This is a genomic window from Nocardiopsis sp. MT53 (assembly GCF_019598965.1).
GTDB lineage: Bacteria > Actinomycetota > Actinomycetes > Streptosporangiales > Streptosporangiaceae > Nocardiopsis > Nocardiopsis changdeensis.
The window spans coordinates 5,734,436-5,755,094 of sequence record NZ_CP080599.1 but is presented as its reverse complement, the minus strand read 5'-3'; the positions used below and the strand labels follow the sequence as shown (position 1 = coordinate 5,755,094).

Annotated in this window: 21 protein-coding genes; 12 read left to right on the top strand and 9 right to left on the bottom strand. The window is 72.6% G+C overall.

What is annotated here, in order from left to right:
• Positions 1-126: 126 nt before the first annotated feature.
• From K1J57_RS25635 to K1J57_RS25620, 4 genes are read left to right on the top strand one after another with little or no spacing between them, the layout of a single operon-like run.
• Positions 127-1,044, top strand: coding sequence for an ABC transporter ATP-binding protein (locus tag K1J57_RS25635; protein WP_220561286.1), 918 nt, complete (start codon positions 127-129; stop codon positions 1,042-1,044).
• Positions 1,044-1,877: an ABC transporter permease gene (locus K1J57_RS25630; RefSeq protein ID WP_255646594.1), complete on the top strand. Its 834-nt coding sequence runs from the start codon at positions 1,044-1,046 to the stop codon at positions 1,875-1,877. Before K1J57_RS25635 ends, K1J57_RS25630 begins: the two co-directional genes overlap by 1 nt.
• 22 nt (positions 1,878-1,899) lie before the next feature.
• On the top strand, positions 1,900-3,069 hold the full coding sequence (locus K1J57_RS25625) for a sensor histidine kinase (RefSeq protein WP_255646593.1): 1,170 nt from the start codon (positions 1,900-1,902) through the stop codon (positions 3,067-3,069).
• Positions 3,070-3,097: 28 nt separating this feature from the next.
• The gene (locus K1J57_RS25620; protein WP_220561284.1) at positions 3,098-3,739 is read left to right on the top strand and encodes a response regulator transcription factor; all 642 of its coding nucleotides are present in this window, start codon (positions 3,098-3,100) and stop codon (positions 3,737-3,739) included.
• Positions 3,740-3,811: 72 nt separating this feature from the next.
• On the opposite strand, the gene K1J57_RS25615 is transcribed toward K1J57_RS25620, so the two are convergent.
• Genes K1J57_RS25615 through K1J57_RS25605 form a run of 3 tightly spaced genes read right to left on the bottom strand, consistent with a single transcriptional unit; the run spans position 3,812 to position 6,981 of the window.
• Positions 3,812-5,122: an ABC transporter substrate-binding protein gene (locus K1J57_RS25615; RefSeq protein ID WP_220561283.1), complete on the bottom strand. Its 1,311-nt coding sequence runs from the start codon at positions 5,120-5,122 to the stop codon at positions 3,812-3,814.
• A 22-nt stretch (positions 5,123-5,144) separates the two neighbouring features.
• Positions 5,145-6,023, bottom strand: a complete 879-nt coding sequence (locus tag K1J57_RS25610) for a carbohydrate ABC transporter permease (RefSeq protein WP_220561282.1) — start codon at positions 6,021-6,023, stop codon at positions 5,145-5,147.
• Complete coding sequence (locus tag K1J57_RS25605) at positions 6,013-6,981, bottom strand: carbohydrate ABC transporter permease (RefSeq protein WP_220561281.1); 969 nt, start codon at positions 6,979-6,981, stop codon at positions 6,013-6,015. Before K1J57_RS25605 ends, K1J57_RS25610 begins: the two co-directional genes overlap by 11 nt.
• 422 nt (positions 6,982-7,403) lie before the next feature.
• On the opposite strand from K1J57_RS25605, the gene K1J57_RS25600 reads away from it, so the two are divergent.
• The 5 genes from K1J57_RS25600 (at position 7,404) to K1J57_RS25580 (ending at position 12,776) form a co-directional block, all read left to right on the top strand.
• Positions 7,404-8,717, top strand: coding sequence for a Gfo/Idh/MocA family protein (locus K1J57_RS25600; protein ID WP_220561280.1), 1,314 nt, complete (start codon positions 7,404-7,406; stop codon positions 8,715-8,717).
• Complete coding sequence (locus K1J57_RS25595; RefSeq protein WP_255646592.1) at positions 8,714-9,874, top strand: Gfo/Idh/MocA family protein; 1,161 nt, start codon at positions 8,714-8,716, stop codon at positions 9,872-9,874. Before K1J57_RS25600 ends, K1J57_RS25595 begins: the two co-directional genes overlap by 4 nt.
• The gene (locus K1J57_RS25590; RefSeq protein ID WP_255646591.1) at positions 9,871-10,713 is read left to right on the top strand and encodes a PmoA family protein; all 843 of its coding nucleotides are present in this window, start codon (positions 9,871-9,873) and stop codon (positions 10,711-10,713) included. The genes K1J57_RS25595 and K1J57_RS25590 overlap by 4 nt, the downstream gene beginning before the upstream one ends.
• A 52-nt stretch (positions 10,714-10,765) precedes the next feature.
• Positions 10,766-11,659: an NAD(P)-dependent oxidoreductase gene (locus tag K1J57_RS25585; protein WP_220561279.1), complete on the top strand. Its 894-nt coding sequence runs from the start codon at positions 10,766-10,768 to the stop codon at positions 11,657-11,659.
• 82 nt (positions 11,660-11,741) lie between these two features.
• Positions 11,742-12,776: a LacI family DNA-binding transcriptional regulator gene (locus tag K1J57_RS25580; protein WP_220561278.1), complete on the top strand. Its 1,035-nt coding sequence runs from the start codon at positions 11,742-11,744 to the stop codon at positions 12,774-12,776.
• Positions 12,777-12,783: 7 nt separating this feature from the next.
• On the opposite strand, the gene K1J57_RS25575 is transcribed toward K1J57_RS25580, so the two are convergent.
• On the bottom strand, positions 12,784-12,966 hold the full coding sequence (locus K1J57_RS25575) for a hypothetical protein (RefSeq protein WP_220561277.1): 183 nt from the start codon (positions 12,964-12,966) through the stop codon (positions 12,784-12,786).
• 81 nt (positions 12,967-13,047) lie between these two features.
• Between K1J57_RS25575 and K1J57_RS25570 the strand changes: the two genes are divergently transcribed.
• From K1J57_RS25570 to K1J57_RS25560, 3 genes are all read left to right on the top strand, one after another.
• The gene (locus K1J57_RS25570; protein WP_255646590.1) at positions 13,048-13,944 is read left to right on the top strand and encodes a LysR family transcriptional regulator; all 897 of its coding nucleotides are present in this window, start codon (positions 13,048-13,050) and stop codon (positions 13,942-13,944) included.
• A 108-nt stretch (positions 13,945-14,052) separates the two neighbouring features.
• The gene (locus K1J57_RS25565) at positions 14,053-14,952 is read left to right on the top strand and encodes an SDR family oxidoreductase (protein ID WP_220561276.1); all 900 of its coding nucleotides are present in this window, start codon (positions 14,053-14,055) and stop codon (positions 14,950-14,952) included.
• A gap of 41 nt (positions 14,953-14,993) precedes the next feature.
• On the top strand, positions 14,994-15,200 hold the full coding sequence (locus tag K1J57_RS25560; protein WP_220561275.1) for a hypothetical protein: 207 nt from the start codon (positions 14,994-14,996) through the stop codon (positions 15,198-15,200).
• A 122-nt stretch (positions 15,201-15,322) separates the two neighbouring features.
• On the opposite strand, the gene K1J57_RS25555 is transcribed toward K1J57_RS25560, so the two are convergent.
• From K1J57_RS25555 to K1J57_RS25535, 5 genes are read right to left on the bottom strand one after another with little or no spacing between them, the layout of a single operon-like run.
• On the bottom strand, positions 15,323-16,399 hold the full coding sequence (locus tag K1J57_RS25555) for a mandelate racemase/muconate lactonizing enzyme family protein (RefSeq protein WP_220561274.1): 1,077 nt from the start codon (positions 16,397-16,399) through the stop codon (positions 15,323-15,325).
• Between the two features lie 4 nt (positions 16,400-16,403).
• Positions 16,404-17,309 carry a 5-dehydro-4-deoxyglucarate dehydratase gene (locus K1J57_RS25550; RefSeq protein WP_220561273.1) on the bottom strand — a complete coding sequence of 302 codons (906 nt, stop codon included), beginning with the start codon at positions 17,307-17,309 and terminating at the stop codon, positions 16,404-16,406.
• 26 nt (positions 17,310-17,335) lie between these two features.
• Complete coding sequence (locus K1J57_RS25545) at positions 17,336-18,232, bottom strand: sugar phosphate isomerase/epimerase (protein ID WP_220561272.1); 897 nt, start codon at positions 18,230-18,232, stop codon at positions 17,336-17,338.
• Positions 18,229-19,389 carry a dihydrodipicolinate synthase family protein gene (locus tag K1J57_RS25540; protein WP_220561271.1) on the bottom strand — a complete coding sequence of 387 codons (1,161 nt, stop codon included), beginning with the start codon at positions 19,387-19,389 and terminating at the stop codon, positions 18,229-18,231. The genes K1J57_RS25545 and K1J57_RS25540 overlap by 4 nt, the downstream gene beginning before the upstream one ends.
• Complete coding sequence (locus tag K1J57_RS25535) at positions 19,386-20,540, bottom strand: Gfo/Idh/MocA family protein (RefSeq protein ID WP_220561270.1); 1,155 nt, start codon at positions 20,538-20,540, stop codon at positions 19,386-19,388. The genes K1J57_RS25540 and K1J57_RS25535 overlap by 4 nt, the downstream gene beginning before the upstream one ends.
• Positions 20,541-20,659: the final 119 nt, after the last annotated feature.

Here is a 20,659-nt window from a genome sequence, read left to right as displayed (position 1 = left end):
CTACCAGAGGTCGCGGCGGGGTGTCCTGCGGTAAACCGCACCCCTCTTCGGCGGGCGGCACCATGGCCGGGGCCGGGGCGCGGCGGCCAGCATGGGCACCGTCGGGAAGCGAGGACGGGAGAGCCGATGATCACCCTGCGGGGATTGACCAAGCGCTACGGCGACGTGTTGGCGGTGGACTCGTTGGACCTTGAGGTGCGCCCGGGGCGGGTCACCGGGTTCCTGGGGCCCAACGGTGCGGGCAAGAGCACCACGATGCGCATGGTGCTGGGTTTGGACCACCCCACGTCGGGGCGGGCGCTGGTGGGCGGGCGCCCCTACCGGGAGCTGGACCGGCCGCTGCACCATGTGGGTGCGGTGCTGGACGCCCGTGCCGTGCACCCGGGGCGCAGCGGGCGCGCCCACCTGTTGACGTTGGCGCGTACCCACCGCATCCCCGACCGGCGGGTGGACGAGGTGCTGGAGCAGGTGGGGCTGGAGGGTGCGGCGCGGCGGCGGGCGGGGACGTTCTCGCTGGGGATGAGCCAGCGGTTGGGGATCGCCGCGGCTTTGTTGGGGGATCCGGGGGTGCTGTTGTTCGACGAGCCCGTGAACGGGCTGGACCCCGACGGGGTGCGGTGGATCCGTGAGCTGATGCGGGAGCTGGCCGGGCAGGGTCGGACGGTGTTCGTCTCCAGCCATCTGATGAGCGAGATGCAGCTGACCGCCGACCACCTGGTGGTGATCGGGCGGGGTCGGCTGATCACCGACGCGCCGCTGGCCGAGGTGCTGGCGCACAGCGCGTGGACGGCGGTGGTGGTGCGCAGCCCCCACCCGGAGGACCTCGTGGCCGCGCTGGAGGCCGAGGGCGCGGGGGTGGAGCGGCCGGGCCCCACCGAACTGGTGGTCACCGGCCTGGGGATGGAGCGGGTGGGGGAGTTGGCCCACCGGGCGGGGGTGGTGGTGCACGAGCTGCGCACCCGGGACGCCTCGCTGGAGCAGGCCTACCGGGAGTTGACCGAGAACGCGGTGCAGTACACCGCCCGGAACGGGGGAGGGCGATGATGTCCGTTGCCGTTGTGGGAAGGCCGGCCGGGTTGCGCCGTGCCCTGTCGGACCTGGGTGCGGCGGTGTCCGCGGAGTGGGTGCGGCTGCGGTCGGTGCGCACCACCTGGTGGGGTGCGGCGGTGGCGCTGGCGTTGATGTGCGCGGTGGCGCCGTCGGTGGCGGTCTCCACCGTGTCCAACGCCCAGAACGGGTCGGTGCCGGTGGCGGAGGTGCCGGCTTCGGAGATGGCGGCCTACGCCACTTTGTGGGTGGTGCAGTTCGTGGTGGTCGGCCTGGTGCTGCCGGTGATCACCACCGAGTACTCCTCCCGGTCGTTGCACGCGTCGTTGCAGGCGGTGCCGGTGCGGTGGCGGCTGCTGGCGGCCAAGGCCGTGGTGGCGGCGGGGTTCGTGTTCGTGTTGGGGGTGGTGGCCGCGGCGGTCGGGACGGTGCTGTCGTTCGCGGTGATGTCCCACCCCTACCTGGCGGGGTACGGGACGCTGGAGGCGGGCGAGGCGGTCGTGTCCGTGCTGCGCCAGGGTGTGTACCTGGCGCTGGTGGCGGTGACGGCGCTGGGGGCGGGTGCGGCGCTGCGGTCGGTGGCCGGGGCGCTGACCACGCTGTTCCTGCTGATCGTGGGGTTGCCGGTGATGCTGTTGATGATGGGCGGCGAGCTGTCGGTGGTGCTGGGCGAGCGGACGCTGTTCGTGGCCGGTGCGGGGTTCATGGACACCGATCTGGCGTTGGGGCCGGTGGGGATCGGGCCGTTCGCGGCGGGCGTGGTACTCCTGTGCTGGTCGGCGGTGGCGCTGGCGGCGGGTGCGGTGGTGCTCGCCCGCCGCGACGCCTGAGGTGAGCGGGGGTAGGGCCGCGGTGGCGGGTCGTTGGTGGGAGCCGGTCGCGGCGGTGGCGGGGCGGTTCGCCCGGTCCCTGGCGGGGGCGTGGGCGGGGCAGGTGACGGCGGCCGTGACGGTGCTGTGGGTGGTGGCGGCGCCGGCGGCGCTGTGGCCGCCGTTGCGGCCCGCGGTGGCGGGGTGGGCGGTGCGGGTCGCCGAGTGGGACCTGGGGCGGTTGGCGCGCTGGTACGGGCGGGCGGTGCACCCCGATCCGGGGGTGCGTGCGCGGGTGCTGTACCTGGTGGCGCGGTTGCCGGTGGCGTTGGTGGCGTCGCTGCTGCTGTTCGTGCTGGGCGGGTTGGCGGTGCTGTTCGGGGTCGGTCTGGTGTGGGACGCGTTGACCGGGGGCGCCTCCGCGGTGGACATCCGGATGACGGGGGTGCGGATGCACGTGTCCTCGTTGTCGTTGGGGGCGATCTTCGGCCTGGGCACCGCCGGGCTCCTGTGGGCGGGCACCGAGGCGGTGGCGTCGGTGGAGGCGCTGTTGGCGCGGCGCCTGGTGGGGCCCAGTACCCGGGATCTGATGGTGCGGCGTATCGATGAGCTGACCCGTACGCGGTCGGAGGTGGTGCGGGCGGTGGACGAGGAGCGGCGCCGTATCGAGCGGGACCTGCACGACGGGGTGCAGCAGCGGGTGGTGGCGTTGTCGATGCTGTTGGGGCGGGCGCGGCGCGGTGGGGACGCGGAGCGGGCGGCGGGGCTGGTGCGCGATGCCCACGCCGAGGCGCTGGTGCTGTTGGAGGAGCTGCGGGACGTGGCCTGGCGGGTGTACCCCAACGCGTTGGACACGTTGGGGTTGGAGGCGGCGTTGACGGAGGTGGCCGACCGGTGTCCGCTGCCGGTGGCGGTGCGGGTGTCGGCCGATCCGGTGCCGGTGGGGGTGCCGGCGACGGCGTTGTACTTCGTGGCGCGGGAGGCCATCACGAACGCGGTCAAGCACGCGGGGGCCGGTCAGGTGGCGGTGCACCTGACGGGTGGGGGCGGTGGTTGGGAGTTGCGGGTGTGGGACGACGGCCGGGGCGGGGCGGATCCGGCGGGGGGCGGGTTGACGGGGCTGGCGCGGCGGGTGGCGGCTTTGGACGGCACACTGTCGGTGGACAGTCCGGTGGGCGGGCCGACGACGGTGTGCGCGGTGCTGCCGGGGTGAGGGGCGTTTCGAGGAGGGTGGAGGGTTCATGCGTCTGGTGATCGCCGATGACTCGGTCCTGTTGCGGGAGGGTCTGGTGCGCCTTTTGGAGGAGGAGGGGCACGAGGTGGTGGCGGCGGTCGGGGATGCCGGGGCGCTGGTGGCCGAGGTGGTGCGGCACGCGCCGGATGCGGCAGTGGTGGACGTGCGGATGCCGCCCACGCACACCGACGAGGGGTTGCGGGCGGCGCTGGAGATCCGTGCGGGGCATCCGGGTGTGGCGGTGCTGGTGCTGTCGCAGTACGTGGAGCGGCGTTATGCGACCGAGCTGTTGACGGGGTCGCCGGGCGGGGTGGGGTACCTGCTCAAGGACCGGGTGGCGGATGTGGGGGAGTTCCTGGCGGCGCTGGAGCGGGTGGTGGCGGGCGGGGCGGCGTTCGACCCGGAGGTGGTGCGGCGGCTGCTGGCGCACGCCCGGCCCGATCCGCTGGCCCGGTTGACGCCGCGTGAGCGCGATGTACTGGAGCAGATGGCGCAGGGGTGGAACAACCCGGCGATCGCGGAGCGGTTGCACGTGTCGTTGAGCGCGGTGGAGAAGCACGTCAACGCGATCTTCGACAAGTTGGACCTGGACCACGGGACGGGGCACAGCCGCCGGGTGCGGGCGGTGCTGCGCTATCTGGGGGCGTGAGGGGCCGGGGCGGGTACGGCGGCGGGGCCGCACCCGGCCCGGGGTGCGGCCCCGCGGTGGGGGGTCAGGGGGTCACTGGGCGCCGATGGCGGCCTCCACCTCGGAGATCCACTGCTGGGCGGCCTCCTCGGGGGTGAGTTCGCCGAAGGCGAGGGAGTCGGTGACGCGCTTGGTGATCTCCACGACCTGGCCGGCGCCGATGGGCGGCGGCGGGTTGCCGTCGACGATGCCGTCCTCGATCTCGGACATGAACACGGCGCTGCGCTCGTCGGCGGGGGGCAGGGAGCTGAGGATGCTGCCGCGGACGTCGACGTTGGCGGGCAGGCCCAGGTCGGCCAGGATCAGTTCGGCGGCGTCGGTGCTGTTGAGCATGAAGTCGACGAAGCGGGCGGCCTCCTCGGGGTGCTCGGAGCCGGCGGAGATGGAGTAGAACATGGCGGGCTTGAAGAACATGCCGGTGCGCTCGCCGGTGGACTCGCCGGGGTAGCGCAGGAGTTCGATCTCGTGGCCGGAGGACTCGGTGATGCCGCCCAGCTGGTTGGTCCAGAAGTGGGCCATGGCGCCGGTGCCGGTGGAGAGCACGGACTGGTCGGGGCCGCCGGCCTCGATCTCCACGCTCTGGGCCGCCTCGGGCTGGCCGCCGGTCTCCAGGAGTTCCTGGTTGAGCTCGAACCATTCGACGAGGGTCTGCTCGGAGAAGCCCAGGGTGCCGTCCTCGTTGTAGAGGCGTTCGCCGCGCTGGCGGGCGAAGATCTGGAAGCCCTGTTCGTTGTAGCCCATGCTCTGGGTGCCGACGATGTCGCCGCCGGAGGCCTCGGTGATCTCGGCGGACAGTTCGATGTAGTCCTCCCAGGTCCAGGAGGTGTCGTCGGGCATCTCCACGCCGGCGGCCTCGAACGCCTCGGGGTCGGCCAGGATGGTGTAGGCGTTGACGCCGCTGGCGATGCCGTAGGTGGCGCCGTCCAGGTCGCCGCTCTCGGCGACCAGCGGGTCGATCTTGGACAGGTCCAGGCCTTCCATCTGCGACAGGTCGGCCAGGGCGCCGCGGTCGCCGTATTCGCGCAGGTAGCGCTCCTCCTGCATCATGATGTCGGGGGCGTCGTCGGCGGCGGTGGCGGTGGCGAGCTTGTCCCAGTAGGAGCCCCAGTCGGTGTAGTCCGCGACGATCCGGATGTCGGGGTTCTGGGCCTCGAAGATGTCGATGACCTGCTGGAGGGTGGAGTGGCGGTCGTCGGCGCCCCACCAGGAGTAGCGCAGTTCGACGACGCCGTCCTCGGATTCGGAGCCTCCGCCTCCACAGGCGGTGGCGGCCAGGGCCAGTGCTGTCATGGTGGCGGCCAGGGCCAGTGGCCGGCGGGCGCGGCGCTTGTTCACGGGGGACATAGGGGGTGGGTCCTCTCGATATCTACTTGATGCCGGTGGTCGCGATGCCCTTGACGAGGTAGCGCTGGCCGGCGAGGAAGAATCCGAACACGGGTCCCAGGGCCACCACGGACATGGCGAACAGGGGACCCCAGGAGGTCTGGGAGCTGGAGTCGACGAAGGTGCGCAGCGCCACCGGGACCGTGTACATGTCGGGCCGGGTGAGGAAGATCAGCTGGCTGAAGAAGTCGTTCCAGGTCCAGATGAAGGTGAAGATGGCGGTGGTGGCCAGGGCGGGCATCGACAGGGGCAGGATGATGCGCAGGAAGATGCGCACGTGTCCGCAGCCGTCGATGCGGGCGGCCTCGTCCAGGTCGCGGGGCAGGCCGCGGATGAACTGGACCATGAGGAAGATGAAGAATCCGTCGGTGGCCAGCAGCTTGGGGACGATGACGGGGTAGAAGGTGTTGATCCAGTCCAGTTCCGCGAACAGGATGTACTGGGGGACGATCACGACGTGGATCGGCAGCATGATCGTGGCCAGCATGATCGCGAAGAAGAGCCGCTTGCCGCGGAATTCCAGGCGGGCGAAGGCGTAGGCGGCCATGGAGCAGCCGATGAGGTTGCCGACGATGGAGCCGCCCACCACGATCGCGGAGTTCAGCAGGTAGTGGTGGAAGGGGTACTGCAGGGCGTTCCAGCCCTCGCTGTAGTTCTCCGGGGTGAAGTTCCAGGGGATCAGGCCCGGTTCCCGGAAGATCTCGGCGGTGGGTTTGAAGGAGCTCGACAGCATCCACAGCAGCGGGTAGAGCATGATCAGGCCGAAGCCGATCAGGCCGATGTGGGTGAGCAGTCGCCGGATGCGGTCGTTGCGGTCGCGGGTGCCGCGGGGGCGGGCGGGGAGCCGTGTGTCAGTCGCCATAGAAGACCCAGAACTTGGAGGCGAGGAAGTTCACCGCGGTGAATCCCCCGATGATCATCAGCAGGAGCCAGGCCATCGCCGAGGCGTAGCCCATGTCGAACGCGCCGAACCCCCGTTGGTAGAGGTAGAGCGTGTAGAAGAGGGTGGAGTCGGAGGGGCCGCCGGTGCCGCCGCTGACGATGAACGCCTGGGTGAAGGTCTGGAAGGCGTTGATGATCTGCAGCACCAGGTTGAAGAAGATGATGGGGGTGAGCATGGGGACGGTGATGTGCCAGAAGCGGTGCAGTCTGCCGGCCCCGTCCACGGCGGCGGCCTCGTAGTACATGGCGGGGATCTGGCGCAGCCCGGCCAGGAAGATGACCATGGGTGCGCCGAACGTCCACACGTTCAGCACGATGAGGGTGCTCAGGGCGTGGTCGGGGTGGGAGACCCAGCCCTCGCCCTGGATGCCGAAGAACGCCAGTACCTGGTTGACCAGGCCCTCGGCTCCGAAGACCTGGCGCCACAGGATGGCGACGGCGACGCTGCCGCCCAGCAGGGAGGGCAGGTAGTACACCGACCGGTACAGGGCCAGGCCGCGTACGCCGCGGTCCAGGACCATCGCCAGGGCGAGTGCGAGTGCGAGCTGCAGGGGCACCGACACGAACACGTAGACGAAGGTGACCCGCAGGGCGCTGTGCAGGCGGGCGTCCTCGAGCATCCGCTCGTAGTTGGCCCAGCCCACGAACTCGTAGTCGCCGATGAGGTTGTAGTCGGTGAAGGAGAAGTAGAGCGAGGCCAGCAGGGGGCCGGCGGTGATGAGGGCCAGGCCCACGAACCAGGGGGCGAGGAAGCCGTAGGCGGCGAGGTTCTCGCGCTTGCGGCGGCCGGTGCCGCCTTTGGGGGCGCGTCGGCCGCCGCCGGCGGGGGCCGCGGGCGCCGCCGCCGGGCGGGTGCCGCGCTGGAGGAGCGCGCTCACAGGGATCCGCCTCCTGTGGGGGCGGTCTCCGACCGTGAGGTGGAGACGCGCGTACCAGGGTGCATGGTCACGGACCGCCAATCTGATCGGGGAGGGGCGCGGACCGGGGCCGATGGCCCCTGTGTCCGAGAACACTGCGGAAAAGCGCAGGTTATGGGTTGGTAAGCGCTATCCAGCTATTAGGATGCTCAGTTTCTAGCACCGGGTTACAAGGGTGTCAACGCCCGGTTTCCCCTTGCGGGGCAAGCGCCGCCCGGATCGTTACCTTCCGGTTCGCCCGCTGAGCCGGGGTTTCGGCCGGAACTTCCTGCCCCCTTGTGCCCGTTTCATCCCCTTGTTCGCCCCGTGCGCCCCACCCGTTTCGGTCATGGGATCGCTCCCGGGCATTGTGGTTCCAATGGGAAAGCGTTTACCATCCTGGTGTGAACCACACCACGCAACGCAGGTACGCGATCGTCGGCACGGGTTCCCGGGCCCGGATGTACACCCGGGCCCTGGCCGCCACCCACCGCCGCCACGGAGCCCTCGTCGCCCTGTGCGACACCAACGCCACCCGCATGGCCGTGCACAACCGGATCGTCGCCGAGGCGGGCCTGGACCCCGTGCCCGCCTACGCCGCCGACGCCTTCTCCCGCATGCTCGCCGAGCAGGCCGTGGACGAGGTGATCGTGTGCACCGTCGACCACACCCACGCCGACTACATCGTCGCCGCCCTGGAGCACGGCGCCGACGTCATCACCGAGAAGCCCATGACCACCGACCTGGAGGGGCTGCGCCGCATCGAGGAGGCGCGCGAGCGCACCGGCGGCCGGGTCACCGTCGGCTTCAACTACCGCTACAACCCGGTGCACCGCCGCGTCCGCGAGCTCATCGCCCAGGGCGCGATCGGCGAGGTCGGCTCGGTCCACTTCGAGTGGATGCTGGACCTGCGCCACGGCGCCGACTACTTCCGCCGCTGGCACCGGGACAAGGCCAACTCCGGGGGGCTGCTGGTGCACAAGGCCAGCCACCACTTCGACCTGGTGAACTGGTGGATCTCCGCGCGTCCGGAGGAGGTGTTCGCCTCCGGGCGGCTGTTCTTCTACGGGGAGGAGAACGGGCGCCGGCACGGGCTGGCCGCCGACTACGAGCGCGGCCACGGCTCGGCGGCCGCCGACGCCGACCCCTTCGCCCTGCACCTGGCCGACAGCCCCGACCTGAGCGCCCTGTACCTGGACGCCGAGCACGAGGACGGCTACCGCCGCGACCTCAACGTGTTCGGTCCCGGCATCACCATCGAGGACGACATGTCGGTGCTGGTGCGCTACGACACCGGGGCCCGTCTGACCTACCACCTCACCGCGTACGCCCCCTGGGAGGGGTACCGGCTGGCCGTGACCGGCAGCCGCGGCCGCCTGGAGCTGGACATGGTGGAGTTCGACCGCACGGTGGCGGGCCGTACCGAGGACAACCCGGTGCGGGGCATGCCCGCCCCCAAGGAGGACACGGTCTCGCGGCTGGTGCTGCGCCGCCACTGGAGCGAGCCCGAGGAGGTCCCGGTGGAGGTGGGGACAGGCGGCCACGGCGGCGGCGACACCGCGATGCTCGACGCGCTGCTGGGCCGGCTGGACGACGGCATCCGCCCCGACCACGCCGACGGCGGCAACGCGCTGTTGACGGGGCTGGCCGCGAACGCCTCCATGGCCTCGGGGGCGCCGGTGCGCGTCGCCGACCTGGTCGCGGGGAAGGACGCGTGAGCGCCGCGGGCCCGGTGCCGCTGCTGCTGGTGGGCCTGCACGGCCACGGCCGCTCCCACCTGCGTTCGCTGCTGCCGCTGGTCAAGGCCGGGACGGTGCGGCTGGCGGGGGTGTGCGACCGGGTCGCGCCGGCGGCGGGCGACGACCTGGAGGGGCACGGTGCGGTGCCGTTCTTCGACGACCTGGCCACCGCCCTGGGGCGGACCGGTGCGCGTGTCACCGTGCTGGTGACCCCCATCCACACGCACCTGCCGTTGGCCCTGACCGCTCTGGAGCACGGTTCGCACGTGCTGTTGGAGAAGCCCACCACGGCGACCCTGGCAGAGCTGGACCGGTTGGTGGAGGCGGTCGACGCCTCCGGGCTGGCCTGCCAGGTGGGGTTCCAGAGCCTGGGGTCGGCGGCGGTGGACGCGGTGCGGGCCCTGATCGCCGAGGGTGCGGTGGGGCGGGTGCGCGGTATCGGCGGCTGGGCCGCGTGGGTGCGCACCTCGGCCTACTACGGGCGTGCGCCGTGGGCGGGGCGGCGCCGCCTGGACGGGCGCGAGGTGGTGGACGGGGCGATCACCAACCCGTTCGCGCACGCGACGGCCACCGCGCTGGCGCTGGTCGGCGAGGGGGCCCACGCGCCCTCGGACATCGAGCTGGACCTGTACCGGGCGCATCCCATCGAGAGCGATGACACCTCGGCGCTGCGTTTGCGCACGGCGGGCGGGGTGCCGGTGGTGCTGGCGACGAGCCTGTGCGCGCCGGCGGAGGTCCCGCCGCGGCTGCTGGTGCACGGCGAGCGGGGGCGGATCGAGCTGGAGTACACGCTGGACCGGGTGAGTGTGCACCGGCCGGGTCGGGCGCCGGTGACGGCGACCCATCCGCGCCGCCACCTGGTGGCGGACCTGGTGGACCATCTGCGGCACGGGACGCCGCTGCTGGTGCCGCCGGGGGCGACGCGGGGGTTCATGCACGTGTTGGAGGCGGTGCGGACCGGGCCCGATCCGGTGCCGATCGGCCCGGAGCACCAGCGGGTGTGGGAGGAGGACGGGGTGGTCCACCGGACGGTGGACGGTGTCACCGACCTGGTGTCGCGTGCCGCGGAGTCCCTGTCCCTGTTCCGCGAGCTGGATGTTCCCTGGGCGCGGGTGGATGCGGAGGCGGGTTCATGACGAGGATGGCGCCCGGCGGGGCCGGTGCGGCGGTGGCGGTGTGGAACGACGGGGCGGGTGTGGAGCCGCGGCTGTCGCCGCGCCCGTACCTGCACCCGGTGCGCACCCGGGCCGGGGTGGTGGTGACCGAGGTGGTGCCCGAGGACCACCGCCACCACCTGGGTGTGGGGGTGGCGGTGCCGGACGTGTCGGGTACGTCGTTCTGGGGCGGGCGCACCTTCACCCCGGACCGGGGGTCGGTGATGTTGGACAACCACGGGCGCCAGAGTTCGCGGGGCCCGGTCGCCGGGCCGGGGGGCGTGTGGGTGGAGGAGGTGTCCTGGACCGGTCCGGGGCGGGGTGAGCTGCTGCGCGAGGAGCGCCGGTGGCGGGTCCGCGGCCTGGACGGGTCGGCGTGGGTGCTGGACCTGGAGTGCACGCTGCGCAACACCGGCGGCCGTGACCTGTCGATCGGCAGCCCGGCCACCAACGGCCGTCCCGGGGCGGGGTACGGGGGGCTGTTCTGGCGGGCCCCGATCGGCCCTTCGGCGCCCCGGGTCCTGGGCCCGGAGGGTGTGCGGGGGGAGGAGGGGCTGCACGGGTCGCGTGCGGGGTGGCTGGCTTTGGAGGGGGACGCGGGCGGGCCGTGGACGCTGCTGTTCCACCAGCCGGGCGGGCACACCGATCCCTGGTTCGTGCGTGCGCGGGAGTACCCGGGGGTGGGTCCGGCGCTGGCCTGGGAGGAGCGGTTGCCGCTCCCGGCGGGAGGGGAGCTGACCAGGTGTCTGCGCACCGCCGTCGTGGACGGGCACCCCGGGGACCTGGACGCCCTGGCGGCGGCCGTGGTCGCCCTGCCCTGAGCGGTGCGTCGGGATGTACGCGGAATCGAAGAACGAGAGAGGGAAGACCCGCATGCGTGTGCTCGTCACCGGAGGTTCGGGGCGGCTGGGCCGCAGTGTCGTGGCCGGTCTGGCCGCCCGGGGCCACGAGGTGGTCTCGGTGGACGTGGCGCCGGCCGAGGGGCCGCCGGGGGTGCGGGGGGTGGTGGCGGACCTGTTGGACGCGGAGGCGCGGTCGGGGGTCTTCGCCGAGGTGCGTCCTGAGGCGGTGGTGCACCTGGCCGGGATCGCGGTGCCGTTCGCGCGTCCGGATGTGGAGACGCTCCAGGTCAACACGGGTCTGGCCTGGGCGGTGCTGGGTGCGGCGGTGGAGCACGGTGCCCGGGTGGCGGTGGCCGCCTCCAGTCCGACGGTGTACGGCTACAACACCCCGGGGTGGCGGCCCCGGTACCTGCCGTTGGACGAGGAGCACCCGGTGGCGCCCTGGCACGCCTACGGGCTGAGCAAGCTCATCGTGGAGGAGGCGGTGCGGGCGCTGGCGCGGACCTCGGGGGACTGTGTGCTGTGCGCGGTGCGGCCGGGGTACGTGGTGGCGCCGCAGGAGTGGGAGGGGGCGCCCACCCAGTTGGGGCACACGATGGCCGAGCGGGTGGCGGATCCGGAGTTGGCGGGGGTGTCGCTGTTCAACTATGTGGACGCGGCCGATGCGGCGGATCTGTTCGCGCGTGTGGTGGAGGCCCCGGAGCGGGTCGAGCACGGCGGGGTGTACAACGCGGTGGCGGCCGATCCGTTGGCGGAGGGGCCGGTGGACGGGTTGATGGCGCGTCTGCACCCGGGGTCGGCGCCGGTGGCCGGTGCGCTGGCGGACGGGCGTGCGGTGTTCTCCAGTGACAAGGCCCGCCGGGACCTGGGGTGGGAGCCCCGTGGGACCTGGCGTGACCGGTTGCGCGTCGACCGGGCGGGGTGAGGCGGTGCAGCGTCGGGGCGCCGCCCGCTCGGCTACGCTGGGAAAGAGTTTTCCAGGACGTGGGACGAGAAGGGCCAGGGGCGTGGACTCGGGTTACGTAACGCTGGAGCAGGTGGCCGAGCACGCCGGGGTCTCCCTGGCGACCGCCTCCAGGGTCATCAACGGCAGTACCCGGCAGGTCAGCCAGCGGCTGCGGGACCGTGTCACGGCCAGTGCGCAGCAGTTGGGGTACCTGGCCAACGCCTCGGCCCAGACGTTGGCGCGTAACAGCAGTTCGCTGGTGGGGTTGCTGGTGCACGACATCTCCGACCCCTATTTCTCGTCGATCGCGGCGGGGGTGACGCGGTGCACGGAGGAGCAGGGGCTGGTGCTGGTGCTGGGCACCACCGGCCGGTCGGTGCAGAAGGAGGGGCGGGTGCTGGCGGCGCTGCGTTCGCACCGGGCCAAGGCGGTGATCCTGGTGGGGTCGCGTTCCACCGATGAGGAGAGCAACGCCCGGCTGGCCCGGGAGATCGAGGCGTTCCGGCGTCAGGGCGGGCGGGTGGCGTGCGTTTCCCAGCCGGGGCTGCCGGCGGACACGGTCAGTCCCGACAACGCGTCGGGGGCCGCGGCCCTGGCCCGGCACCTGGTGGGGTTGGGGCACCGCCGGTTCGCGATCCTGGCCGGGCCCAGTGATCTGCGTACGGCCCGGGAGCGGTTGGACGGGTTCCACGGGGCGTTGTCGGCGGCGGGGATCGCGTTGGACCACAACAACGTGATGCATGGGGCGTTCACGCGGGACGGGGGGTATGAGTCCACGCGGCGGCTGATGACGCTGGGGACGGACGCGACGTGTCTGTTCGCGGTGAACGACGTGATGGCGACGGGGGCGATGGCGGCTCTGCGGGATCTGGGGATGAAGGTGCCCGAGGACCTGTCGGTGGCGGGGTTCGACGACATTCCGACCCTGCGTGATCTGACGCCGGCGCTGACAACGGTGCGGCTGCCGTTGGAGGAGATGGGGGAGAAGGCCGCGGAGCTGGCCCTGGACGCCGACCATGAGGGGGAGTTCCGGGTGGTGACCGTGCCGGGGGAGGTGGTGGCGCGGGAGAGCACCGCGCCGCCCACCGCCCCCTGAGGGGTGGTCAGCCGGTGAGGACGGCGGACAGGTCCCGGTCGGCGAGGCCGGGGTGTGCGGTCAGGAGTGCGTGCACCCGGGTGAGGACGGGCAGGTCGGCGGTGGTGGTGGCCAGGGCGATGTCCTTGGCGGCGAGGCGGACGGGGTAGAGGGCGTCCTGGGCGAAGGCCCGTGCGGCGGCGCCGGCCATGGGGCCGGCGAGCAGTCCGTTTTTGGCGGCCTGTTCTGTACCTCGTCATGCGTGAATCGCATAACGGATAGGTTGTGCGGCATGAGCATGCCTCCCGATCTGGATCTGCGGCTGGTCCGGTACTTCACCGTCGTCGCCGAGCAGTTGAATTTCGCCCGTGCCGCCGAGGAGTTGCGGGTCGCCCAGCCCTCCCTGAGCCGTCAGATCCAGCGGCTGGAGAACGCCCTCGGCGTGCGCCTGCTGGAGCGCACCACCCAGGGCAGCCGGCTCACCGCCGCCGGCGCGGCGTTCCTTCCCCGGGCTCAGCGGCTGGTGCACGACGCCCGGCAGGCGGTGCTCACCGCACGCGCTGCCGCGCCGGCGCGCACGGTCACCATCGGGTACGCCGACGATCTGATCATCACGCCCGCTGTACGCGACCTGCGCCACCGGTGTCCCGACGCCCACGTCCGCACCCGCCACCTCGGCTCGCGGGACGCCGGCGCCCTGCCCGCCCGGCAGGTCGACGCCCTGGTCATCCGCACACCGCTGCCGATCCCGGCCGACGGCCTTGACCTTGTGGTCCTCTACGCCGAGCCCCGGGTCCTGCTCGTGCCCGCGTCCCACCGCCTCGCAGGCAAGGAGTCGGTCACGGTCGCCGACATCTCCGCGGAGCCGCTCGTCGGCTGCACCGGTGCGGGTGCCGACTGGACCGCTTTCTGGCGGCTCGAACCCCGGCCGGGCGATGTCCCCGCCCCGCTGGGCCCCACCCTTGCCGATACCTACGATGACAAGATCGAGGCCATCGCCGAGGGGAACGCCGTCGCCGTCGTTCCGTCAGGCGACCTGCGCCACACCCTCCGCCCCGGCCTGATCGCCGTTCCGGTCGAGGAGGTCGAGCCCTGCCGGGTCGTCGTCGCCACCCGGTCCGCGGACACCGGCCCCCTCGTCGCGGAGTTCGTCGAGTCCGCCAAGCGGTTCCTCGTCCGGCACACCTGATCTCCGGCGCTGTCGGCCCGATAGGTCCCGCCCGTCATGCAGGAGCTGCATGACGGGTTGCGGAACAGGTCTTGGACGGGGCCGCCGTCGAACCCGTTGACTGGTCGCATGACCGTTGACTACCGCGCACAGACCGTTCTGCTCACCGGGGCCAGCTCCGGGATCGGAGCCGCCTTCGCCAAAGCCCTGGCCGCACGCGGTTCGAACCTCGTGATCGTCGCCCGGCGCGCCGAGCGGCTGGCTTCGATGGCGGACGAGCTGCGCCGCACCACAGCTGCCCGTATCGAGGCGATCCCGGCGGATCTCTCTCACCCGTCCGCCGCACACGAACTCCACCAGGCGGTCGCCGATCGGGGCATCCGGGTCACGAGCCTGATCAATGGGGCGGGGTTCGGCTCGTTCGCCCTGTTCCCCGGCGCGGATCCTGGGCGGCTCACCGCCGAGATCGCCGTCCACGCGATGGCGCCGGTACAGCTGACCGCGGCGTTCCTGCCCCAGATGGTGAACGCCGGCAACGGCTTCGTCATCAACCTCGCCAGTGTTTCCGCCTACCTCCCGTCTCCCCGGATGGCCGTCTACAGTGCCACCAAGGCATTTGTGCTCAGCTTCACCGAGTCACTGTGGACGGAGCTGCGCGGCACCGGCCTCACCGTGTTCGCCGTCTCGCCCGGTGCCACCGCCACCGACTTCACCACCGGGATGGGGCCGGATGCCGAAGTGCTGACCGCCGGGAAGCTGCGCACGCCCGAGGATGTCGTCACCACCACGCTGCGCCACCTCGAGCGCCGCAGCCCCGGACCGGCCGTCATCGACGGGAACCTCAACAAGCTCAGCGTGTTCATGAGCCGGTTCATGAGCCGACGCTGGAACGCCCTGATGATGGCGCGCGTCTTCGACCCCGACGGTCGGCGTCCTTCGGGAGCCGGGCGGGACCAGCCGGGAAGGGGTGGTGGCCGGCTCAGCGCGGGGAGCTCCCGGACACCCGGCAACAGGACGGGTAACCGGTGAGCGGCCGCTCAGGTGTGGGCCGCTCCGCCTTGTACCGGCGGGTGGATCAGCTCCGCCTGGAGGGGCAGGGGATCCGGTGCCGTGACTGCGAGGCCATCATCGGCACCCCGGTGCGCTCCTGTCCGAACTGCGGCCGCGACGATCCCGCCCCAGCCACCCGGGACGAACTCGAAAACCTCTTCATCGCTGAGGGGCTCGACAGCAGCGGTCAGCTCTACGCCGCTGGTCGCGCCGGGTTCACCCGCTGATCAGGAGGGCTGAGCGGCCCTCACCCTCCCACGGTTTCTCCGGTCTCCGGGGCGGGCGGTGGCCCTGGTGCCGGGTGTCGCGGCGGACCGTGGCGGTCCGCCGCGACACGTCCCGTCCGGTGCTAGGGGAGGGGGTTGAGCGTGTCGGCGAACACCACACCGTGCCCGAGGCCGGTGTCCGCCGACAGCGCTCCGCGCTCCACCCGCACGCCGCTGGGGGCGGCCAATGCCCCCAGGTCTGCGAAGGAGGCGCGGTCGATGTCCTCGACCATGGCGGGTCGGGACAGGCACAGGGCCAGCTGCCCGGACAGTTCGGGCAGCAGGTGGGGGGCGACCGGGACGCCCCGGCGGTCGGCCGCCTCGGCGATGCGCAGGAAGGGGGTGATGCCGCCCACGCGTACGACGTTGGGCTGGGCGATGTCGCACACCCCGGCGTCGATGTAGCGTTCGAACTCCTCGACGGTGCGCAGGTTCTCGCCCAGGGCGAAGGGCACGGGGGTGCGCGATCGCAGCCGGACGTGGGAGCGCAGGTCGTCGGCGGGCAGCGGTTCCTCGATGAAGTGGGGTCGGTGCTCGGCCAGTGCCGTCAGGGCGCGGGCCGCGGCGGGCACGTCCCAGCGCTGGTTGGCGTCGACCATGAGGAGGCCGTCGGCGCCCAGGAGGGTGCGTACCGCCCGTACGCGTTCGGCGTCGCGGGCGGGGTCGGGGGAGCCGACCTTGATCTTGACGGCCCGGTGTCCGGCCGCCAGCCATCGGCGGACCTGGTCCTGGAGGTCGGTGAGGGGGTAGTCCAGGTTGACGCCGCTGCCGTAGGCGGGGACCGTCGTGCGGCGTCTGCCCAGGTGTTCGACCAGGGGCAGGCCGGCGGCCTTGGCCGTCAGGTCCCACAGGGCGATGTCGACCGCGGCCAGGGCCATGAGGGTGATGCCGCTGGTGCCCGCCTCGCGCAGGTGCCGGCGCAGTTCGTCCCAGCGGGAGGGGTGGGCGGGCCCGCCCAGGAGGGCGGGCCGCAGGTCGTCTTCGAGGAGGGCGCGCACCGAGCGGGCGCCGATGAGCGGGGTCCAGGAGAACCCCGTTCCGGTGAGGCCGGTGTCGGTGTCCACCTCCACCACGACGATGTCGTTGCGGTCCACTCCGCCGTCCCACGCCCGGTGCAGGGGCAGGCGGTGGGCGCGGGCGCGCATTGCGGTGACGCGCACGTGTTCAGCCCTTTCCGACCAGGGCCAGGCCGGTCTCGATGAGTGCGGCCAGGTCGGCCTCCTCCTCGGGTGTGGGGTCGGTGAAGGGGGCCCGGACCCCGCCCACGGGGAGGCCGCGCAGGCGTGCTCCCGCCTTGACCAGGGAGACGGCGTAGCCGGGGGAGCGGTCGCGCAGGGCCACGAGGGGGTCGAAGAACTCGGCGAGGAGGCGGTCGGCCAGCGGGTCGCCGTTCTGGACGGCCTTGTGGAAGGCGTCGGCGACCTCGGGGACGAAGGCGAACGCCGCCGAGGAGTACAGGGGTACGCCTACGCCGCGGTAGGCGGGGACGGTGAGTTCGGCGGTGGGCAGGCCGTTGAAGAAGGTGAAGTCGTCGCCGCGGACCTTGCGTACCGCGAGGACGATCCGGTGCATGAGCCCCAGGTCGCCGATGCCGTCCTTGATGCCGACCACCGAGGGCAGGGCGGCGATCTCGGCGGCGGTCTGGGGGGTCAGGACGAGGGTGCCGCGCTGGTAGACGATGACCGGCAGGTCGGCCGCGGCGGCGACGGTGCGCACGTACTCGACCATTCCCTTGCGGGGTGCCGTGACGAGGTAGGGGGGCAGGAGGAGGATGGCGTCGGCGCCGGCCTCCTTGGCTGCGCGGGCCTGTTCGACGGCGGTGGCGACGCTGCCGCCGGCGCCGGCGACGACCGGGACGGCGCCGGCGACGGTGTGGACCGTGCGGGCGACCACGGCGGCGTGTTCGGCGGCCGACAGGGCGTGGATCTCGCCGGTGCCGCAGGCGGTGAACACCCCTCCGGCGCCGTGGGCGACGCCGGAGGCGACGTGGTCGGCGAGGACGTCGAGGTCCACGGCCCCGTCGGGGCCGAAGGGTGTGAGGGGGAAGAAGAGGATTCCGTCGAAGCGCATGGCTCTCCTCGGGGGGAAGGGGGGTGTCACAGGACGTGTTCGATGTGGCGGCGGGCGGTGGTGGCGATGACGTCGTCGGTGTCGGCCGCCCAGATGTCGGCGTTGAAGATCTCGACCTCGATGTCGCCGGTGTGGCCGGCGGCCTCCACCGATTCGCGCAGGGAGCGCACGTCGATGTGGCCGTCGCCGACCATGCCGCGGCCCAGCAGGGCGTCGGCGGGCAGGGGCAGGACCCAGTCGCAGACCTGGAACAGGGCGATGCGTCCCTCGCGGCCGGCGCGGGCGATCTGGGTCCGCACGTCGGGGTCCCACCACACGTGGTAGGTGTCGATGGTGACGCCGACCGCTTCGGCGGGGAGGTCCCGGGCCAGGTCCAGGGCCTGGCCCAGGGTGGACAGCACGGCCCGGTCGGCGCAGAACATGGGGTGCAGGGGTTCCAGGCCCAGGCGGACGCCGCGCTCGGCGGCGTAGGGGGCCAGGGCCGCCAGGGCGTCGGCGACGCGTGCGCGTGCGCCGGGCAGGTCGCGGTCGCCTTCGGGCAGGCCGCCCACGACCATGACCAGGACGGGGGCGCCCAGGGCGGCGGCCTCGTCGATGGCGCGCCGGTTGTCGTCCAGGGCGGGGGCGGGGTCGTGGCCGGTGAGGAAGCCGCCCCGGCAGTAGGAGGTGACCCGCAGCCCTGAGCGGCGAACGAGGGCGGCGGCCTTGTCCAGGCCCAGGTCGGCGACGTGTTCGCGCCACAGGCCGATGGCGGGGACGCCGGCGCGCAGGCAGCCGTCGACGGCCTGGACGAGGGTGGCGGGGCGGACGGTGGCCTGGTTGAGGGACAGCCGGGCCAGGCGGGGGTCGCCGGGTTCGGGGGTGGGGACGGTGGCGGGGAGTCCGGTGGGGACGTCCACGGGGGTGGGGACGGGGGTGCTCATTGGTGCACCCCCGCCACGTGCAGCAGGGCGCGCATGCGCTCGACGGCCAGGTCGGGGTCGGTGAGGACTCCGGCGGTGTCGGCCAGGCGCAGGGTGCGGGCCAGGTGGGGCAGGTCGCGGGCGGACTGCATGCCGCCGACCATGTGGAATCCGTGCTGGTGGCCGTTGAGCCAGGCCAGGAACGCGATGCCGGTCTTGTAGTGGGGGGTGGGCGCGCCGAAGAGGTGGCGGGCCAGGGGGACGGTGGGTTCGAGCAGGGCCCGGTAGCGGTCGGTGTCGCCGGCGTCCAGGGCGGCCAGGGCGCGGGCGGCGGCCGGGGCGATGGCGGCGAAGACGCCCAGCAGGGCGTGGGAGTGGCCGTGGTCGTCGCCCTCGATGAGGTCGGGGTAGTGGAAGTCGTCGCCGGTGTACAGGCGTACTCCGGGGGGCAGCAGGCGGCGCAGCCGGACCTCCAGGCCGGCGTCGAGGAGGGAGACCTTGATGCCGTCGACGCGGTCGGCGTGGTCGGCGATGAGGGCGGCCACGGGTTCGATGGCGTCGGCCGGGTCGGGGAAGCCCCAGTACCCGTCCAGGGCGGGGTCGAAGACGGCGCCCAGCCAGTGCAGGATCACCGGGCCCTGGGCGCGGTCGAGCAGGGTGGAGTAGACGCGGGTGTAGTCGGCGGGTCCGGTGGCGACGGCGGCCAGGGCGCGCGAGGCCATCAGGACGGGGACGGCCCTGGCCTTGTGGACCAGGTCGAGCTGGTCGCCGTAGGCGGTGATAACGCTTTCCAGATCGGCGTGCGAGGGCTCCAGTCCGTCGGTGCCCACGCCGCAGGCCAGGGCGGCGCCGCGGGCGGCGGCCTCGGCGCCCGAGCGGCGGATGAGCTCGGCGACGGTGTCGGGGTCCAGGCCCATGCCGCGCTGGGCGGTGTCCATGGCGTCGGCCACCCCCAGGCCCTGGTCCCACAGGTGGTGGCGGAAGGCCAGGGTGGCGTCCCAGTCCAGGCGGGCCGGGGCGCCGGGGGCGTTGGGCAGCAGGGGGTCGGCGACCACGTGCGCGGCGGCGTAGGCGGTGCGGGTGCGGGCGGGGGGCAGGGGGGAGGCGTCGGCGGCGGGGCCGGCGGGGGTGAAGGGGGCGAGGGTGCCGTCGCCCTCGGGCAGCAGCAGGGGGCTCATCGGATGGAGACCTCGCCGAGTTCGATGGTGCGGCCGGTGCGGGCCGACTCCAGGCCGGCCTCGGCCATCTGCAGGCCGCGCGCCCCCGAGAGCAGGTCGTGGGGGAAGGGGGAGCCGGTGGCGACGTGGCGCAGGAAGTCCTCCCACTGGGCGCGGAACCCGTTGGGGAAGTCGGTGTTGTCGGGGACGTGCTCCCACTGCTCGCGGTAGCGGCCGGGGTCGGCGGCGTCGGGGTCCCAGACGGCCTTGGGGGTGAGGGCGCGGGGCTGGACGCGGCAGGAGCGCAGGCCCGCCACGGCGCTGCCGTGGGTGCCGTCGACCTGGAACTCCACGAGTTCGTCGCGGTCCACGCGCACGCTCCAGGAGGAGTTGATCTGGGCGACGGTGCCGCCCTCCAGTTCGAAGATGCCGTAGGCGGCGTCGTCGGCGGTGGCGTCGTAGGGGGCGCCGTCCTCGTCCCAGCGGCGGGGGATGTGGGTGGCGGTGCGGGCGGTGACGGTGCGCACCGGGCCGAAGAGGTGCTCCAGGATGTAGTGCCAGTGGGGGAACATGTCCAGGACGATGCCGCCGCCCTCTTCGGCGCGGTAGTTCCAGCTGGGGCGCTGGGCGGGCTGCCAGTCGCCCTCGAAGACCCAGTAGCCGAACTCCCCCCGTACGGACAGGATCTCGCCGAAGAAGCCGGAGTCCACCAGGCGGCGCAGTTTGAGCAGGCCGGGCAGGAAGAGCTTGTCCTGGACGACGCCGTTGCGCACGCCCGCCTGTTCGGCGAGTTTGGCCAGGTCCAGGGCCGAGTCCAGGGTGGACGCGGTGGGCTTTTCGACGTAGATGTGCTTGCCGGCGGCGATGGCCGAGCGGACGGCCGCTTCGCGGGCGTGGGTGATCTGGGCGTCGAAGTAGACCGAGACCTGCGGGTCGGACAGGACGGTGTCCAGGTCGGTGGACCAGCGGGTCAGGCCGTGCCGGTCGGCGATCTCGCGCAGTTTGCGCTCGGAGCGGCCGATCAGGATGGGTTCGGGCAGGAGCCGGGAGCCGTCGGGCAGTGCGATGCCGCCGTCGTCCCGGATGGCCAGGATGGACCGGGTCAGGTGCTGTCGGTATCCCATGCGCCCGGTGACGCCGTTCATGGCGATGCCCAGTACGCGATCGCTCATCTGATGTGACCACCTCTCTTGTGAAAGCGCTTTCCACCTTACGGCAAAGTTCGCCTCCACACCAGTGGCGAAGCACGCGGCCGGCGGCGGGGGCGGCCGGGTGCAGTGGTCGGGAGGGT

What these genes read in the sequence shown, in the direction of transcription:
- K1J57_RS25550 (WP_220561273.1), bottom strand. Translation starts at nt 17,309, where the DNA reads ATGCGCTTCGACGGAATCCTCTTCTTCCCCCTCACACCCTTCGGCCCC.
- K1J57_RS25575 (WP_220561277.1), bottom strand. Translation starts at nt 12,966, where the DNA reads ATGGCCGGCGCCGCCGCACGGGCCTTCGCCCAGGACGCCCTCTACCCC.
- K1J57_RS25615 (WP_220561283.1), bottom strand. Translation starts at nt 5,122, where the DNA reads ATGTCCCCCGTGAACAAGCGCCGCGCCCGCCGGCCACTGGCCCTGGCC.
- K1J57_RS25585 (WP_220561279.1), top strand. Translation starts at nt 10,766, where the DNA reads ATGCGTGTGCTCGTCACCGGAGGTTCGGGGCGGCTGGGCCGCAGTGTC.
- K1J57_RS25620 (WP_220561284.1), top strand. Translation starts at nt 3,098, where the DNA reads ATGCGTCTGGTGATCGCCGATGACTCGGTCCTGTTGCGGGAGGGTCTG.
- K1J57_RS25535 (WP_220561270.1), bottom strand. Translation starts at nt 20,540, where the DNA reads ATGAGCGATCGCGTACTGGGCATCGCCATGAACGGCGTCACCGGGCGC.
- K1J57_RS25545 (WP_220561272.1), bottom strand. Translation starts at nt 18,232, where the DNA reads ATGAGCACCCCCGTCCCCACCCCCGTGGACGTCCCCACCGGACTCCCC.
- K1J57_RS25540 (WP_220561271.1), bottom strand. Translation starts at nt 19,389, where the DNA reads ATGAGCCCCCTGCTGCTGCCCGAGGGCGACGGCACCCTCGCCCCCTTC.
- K1J57_RS25635 (WP_220561286.1), top strand. Translation starts at nt 127, where the DNA reads ATGATCACCCTGCGGGGATTGACCAAGCGCTACGGCGACGTGTTGGCG.
- K1J57_RS25565 (WP_220561276.1), top strand. Translation starts at nt 14,053, where the DNA reads ATGACCGTTGACTACCGCGCACAGACCGTTCTGCTCACCGGGGCCAGC.
- K1J57_RS25570 (WP_255646590.1), top strand. Translation starts at nt 13,048, where the DNA reads ATGAGCATGCCTCCCGATCTGGATCTGCGGCTGGTCCGGTACTTCACC.
- K1J57_RS25630 (WP_255646594.1), top strand. Translation starts at nt 1,044, where the DNA reads ATGTCCGTTGCCGTTGTGGGAAGGCCGGCCGGGTTGCGCCGTGCCCTG.
- K1J57_RS25610 (WP_220561282.1), bottom strand. Translation starts at nt 6,023, where the DNA reads ATGGCGACTGACACACGGCTCCCCGCCCGCCCCCGCGGCACCCGCGAC.
- K1J57_RS25590 (WP_255646591.1), top strand. Translation starts at nt 9,871, where the DNA reads ATGACGAGGATGGCGCCCGGCGGGGCCGGTGCGGCGGTGGCGGTGTGG.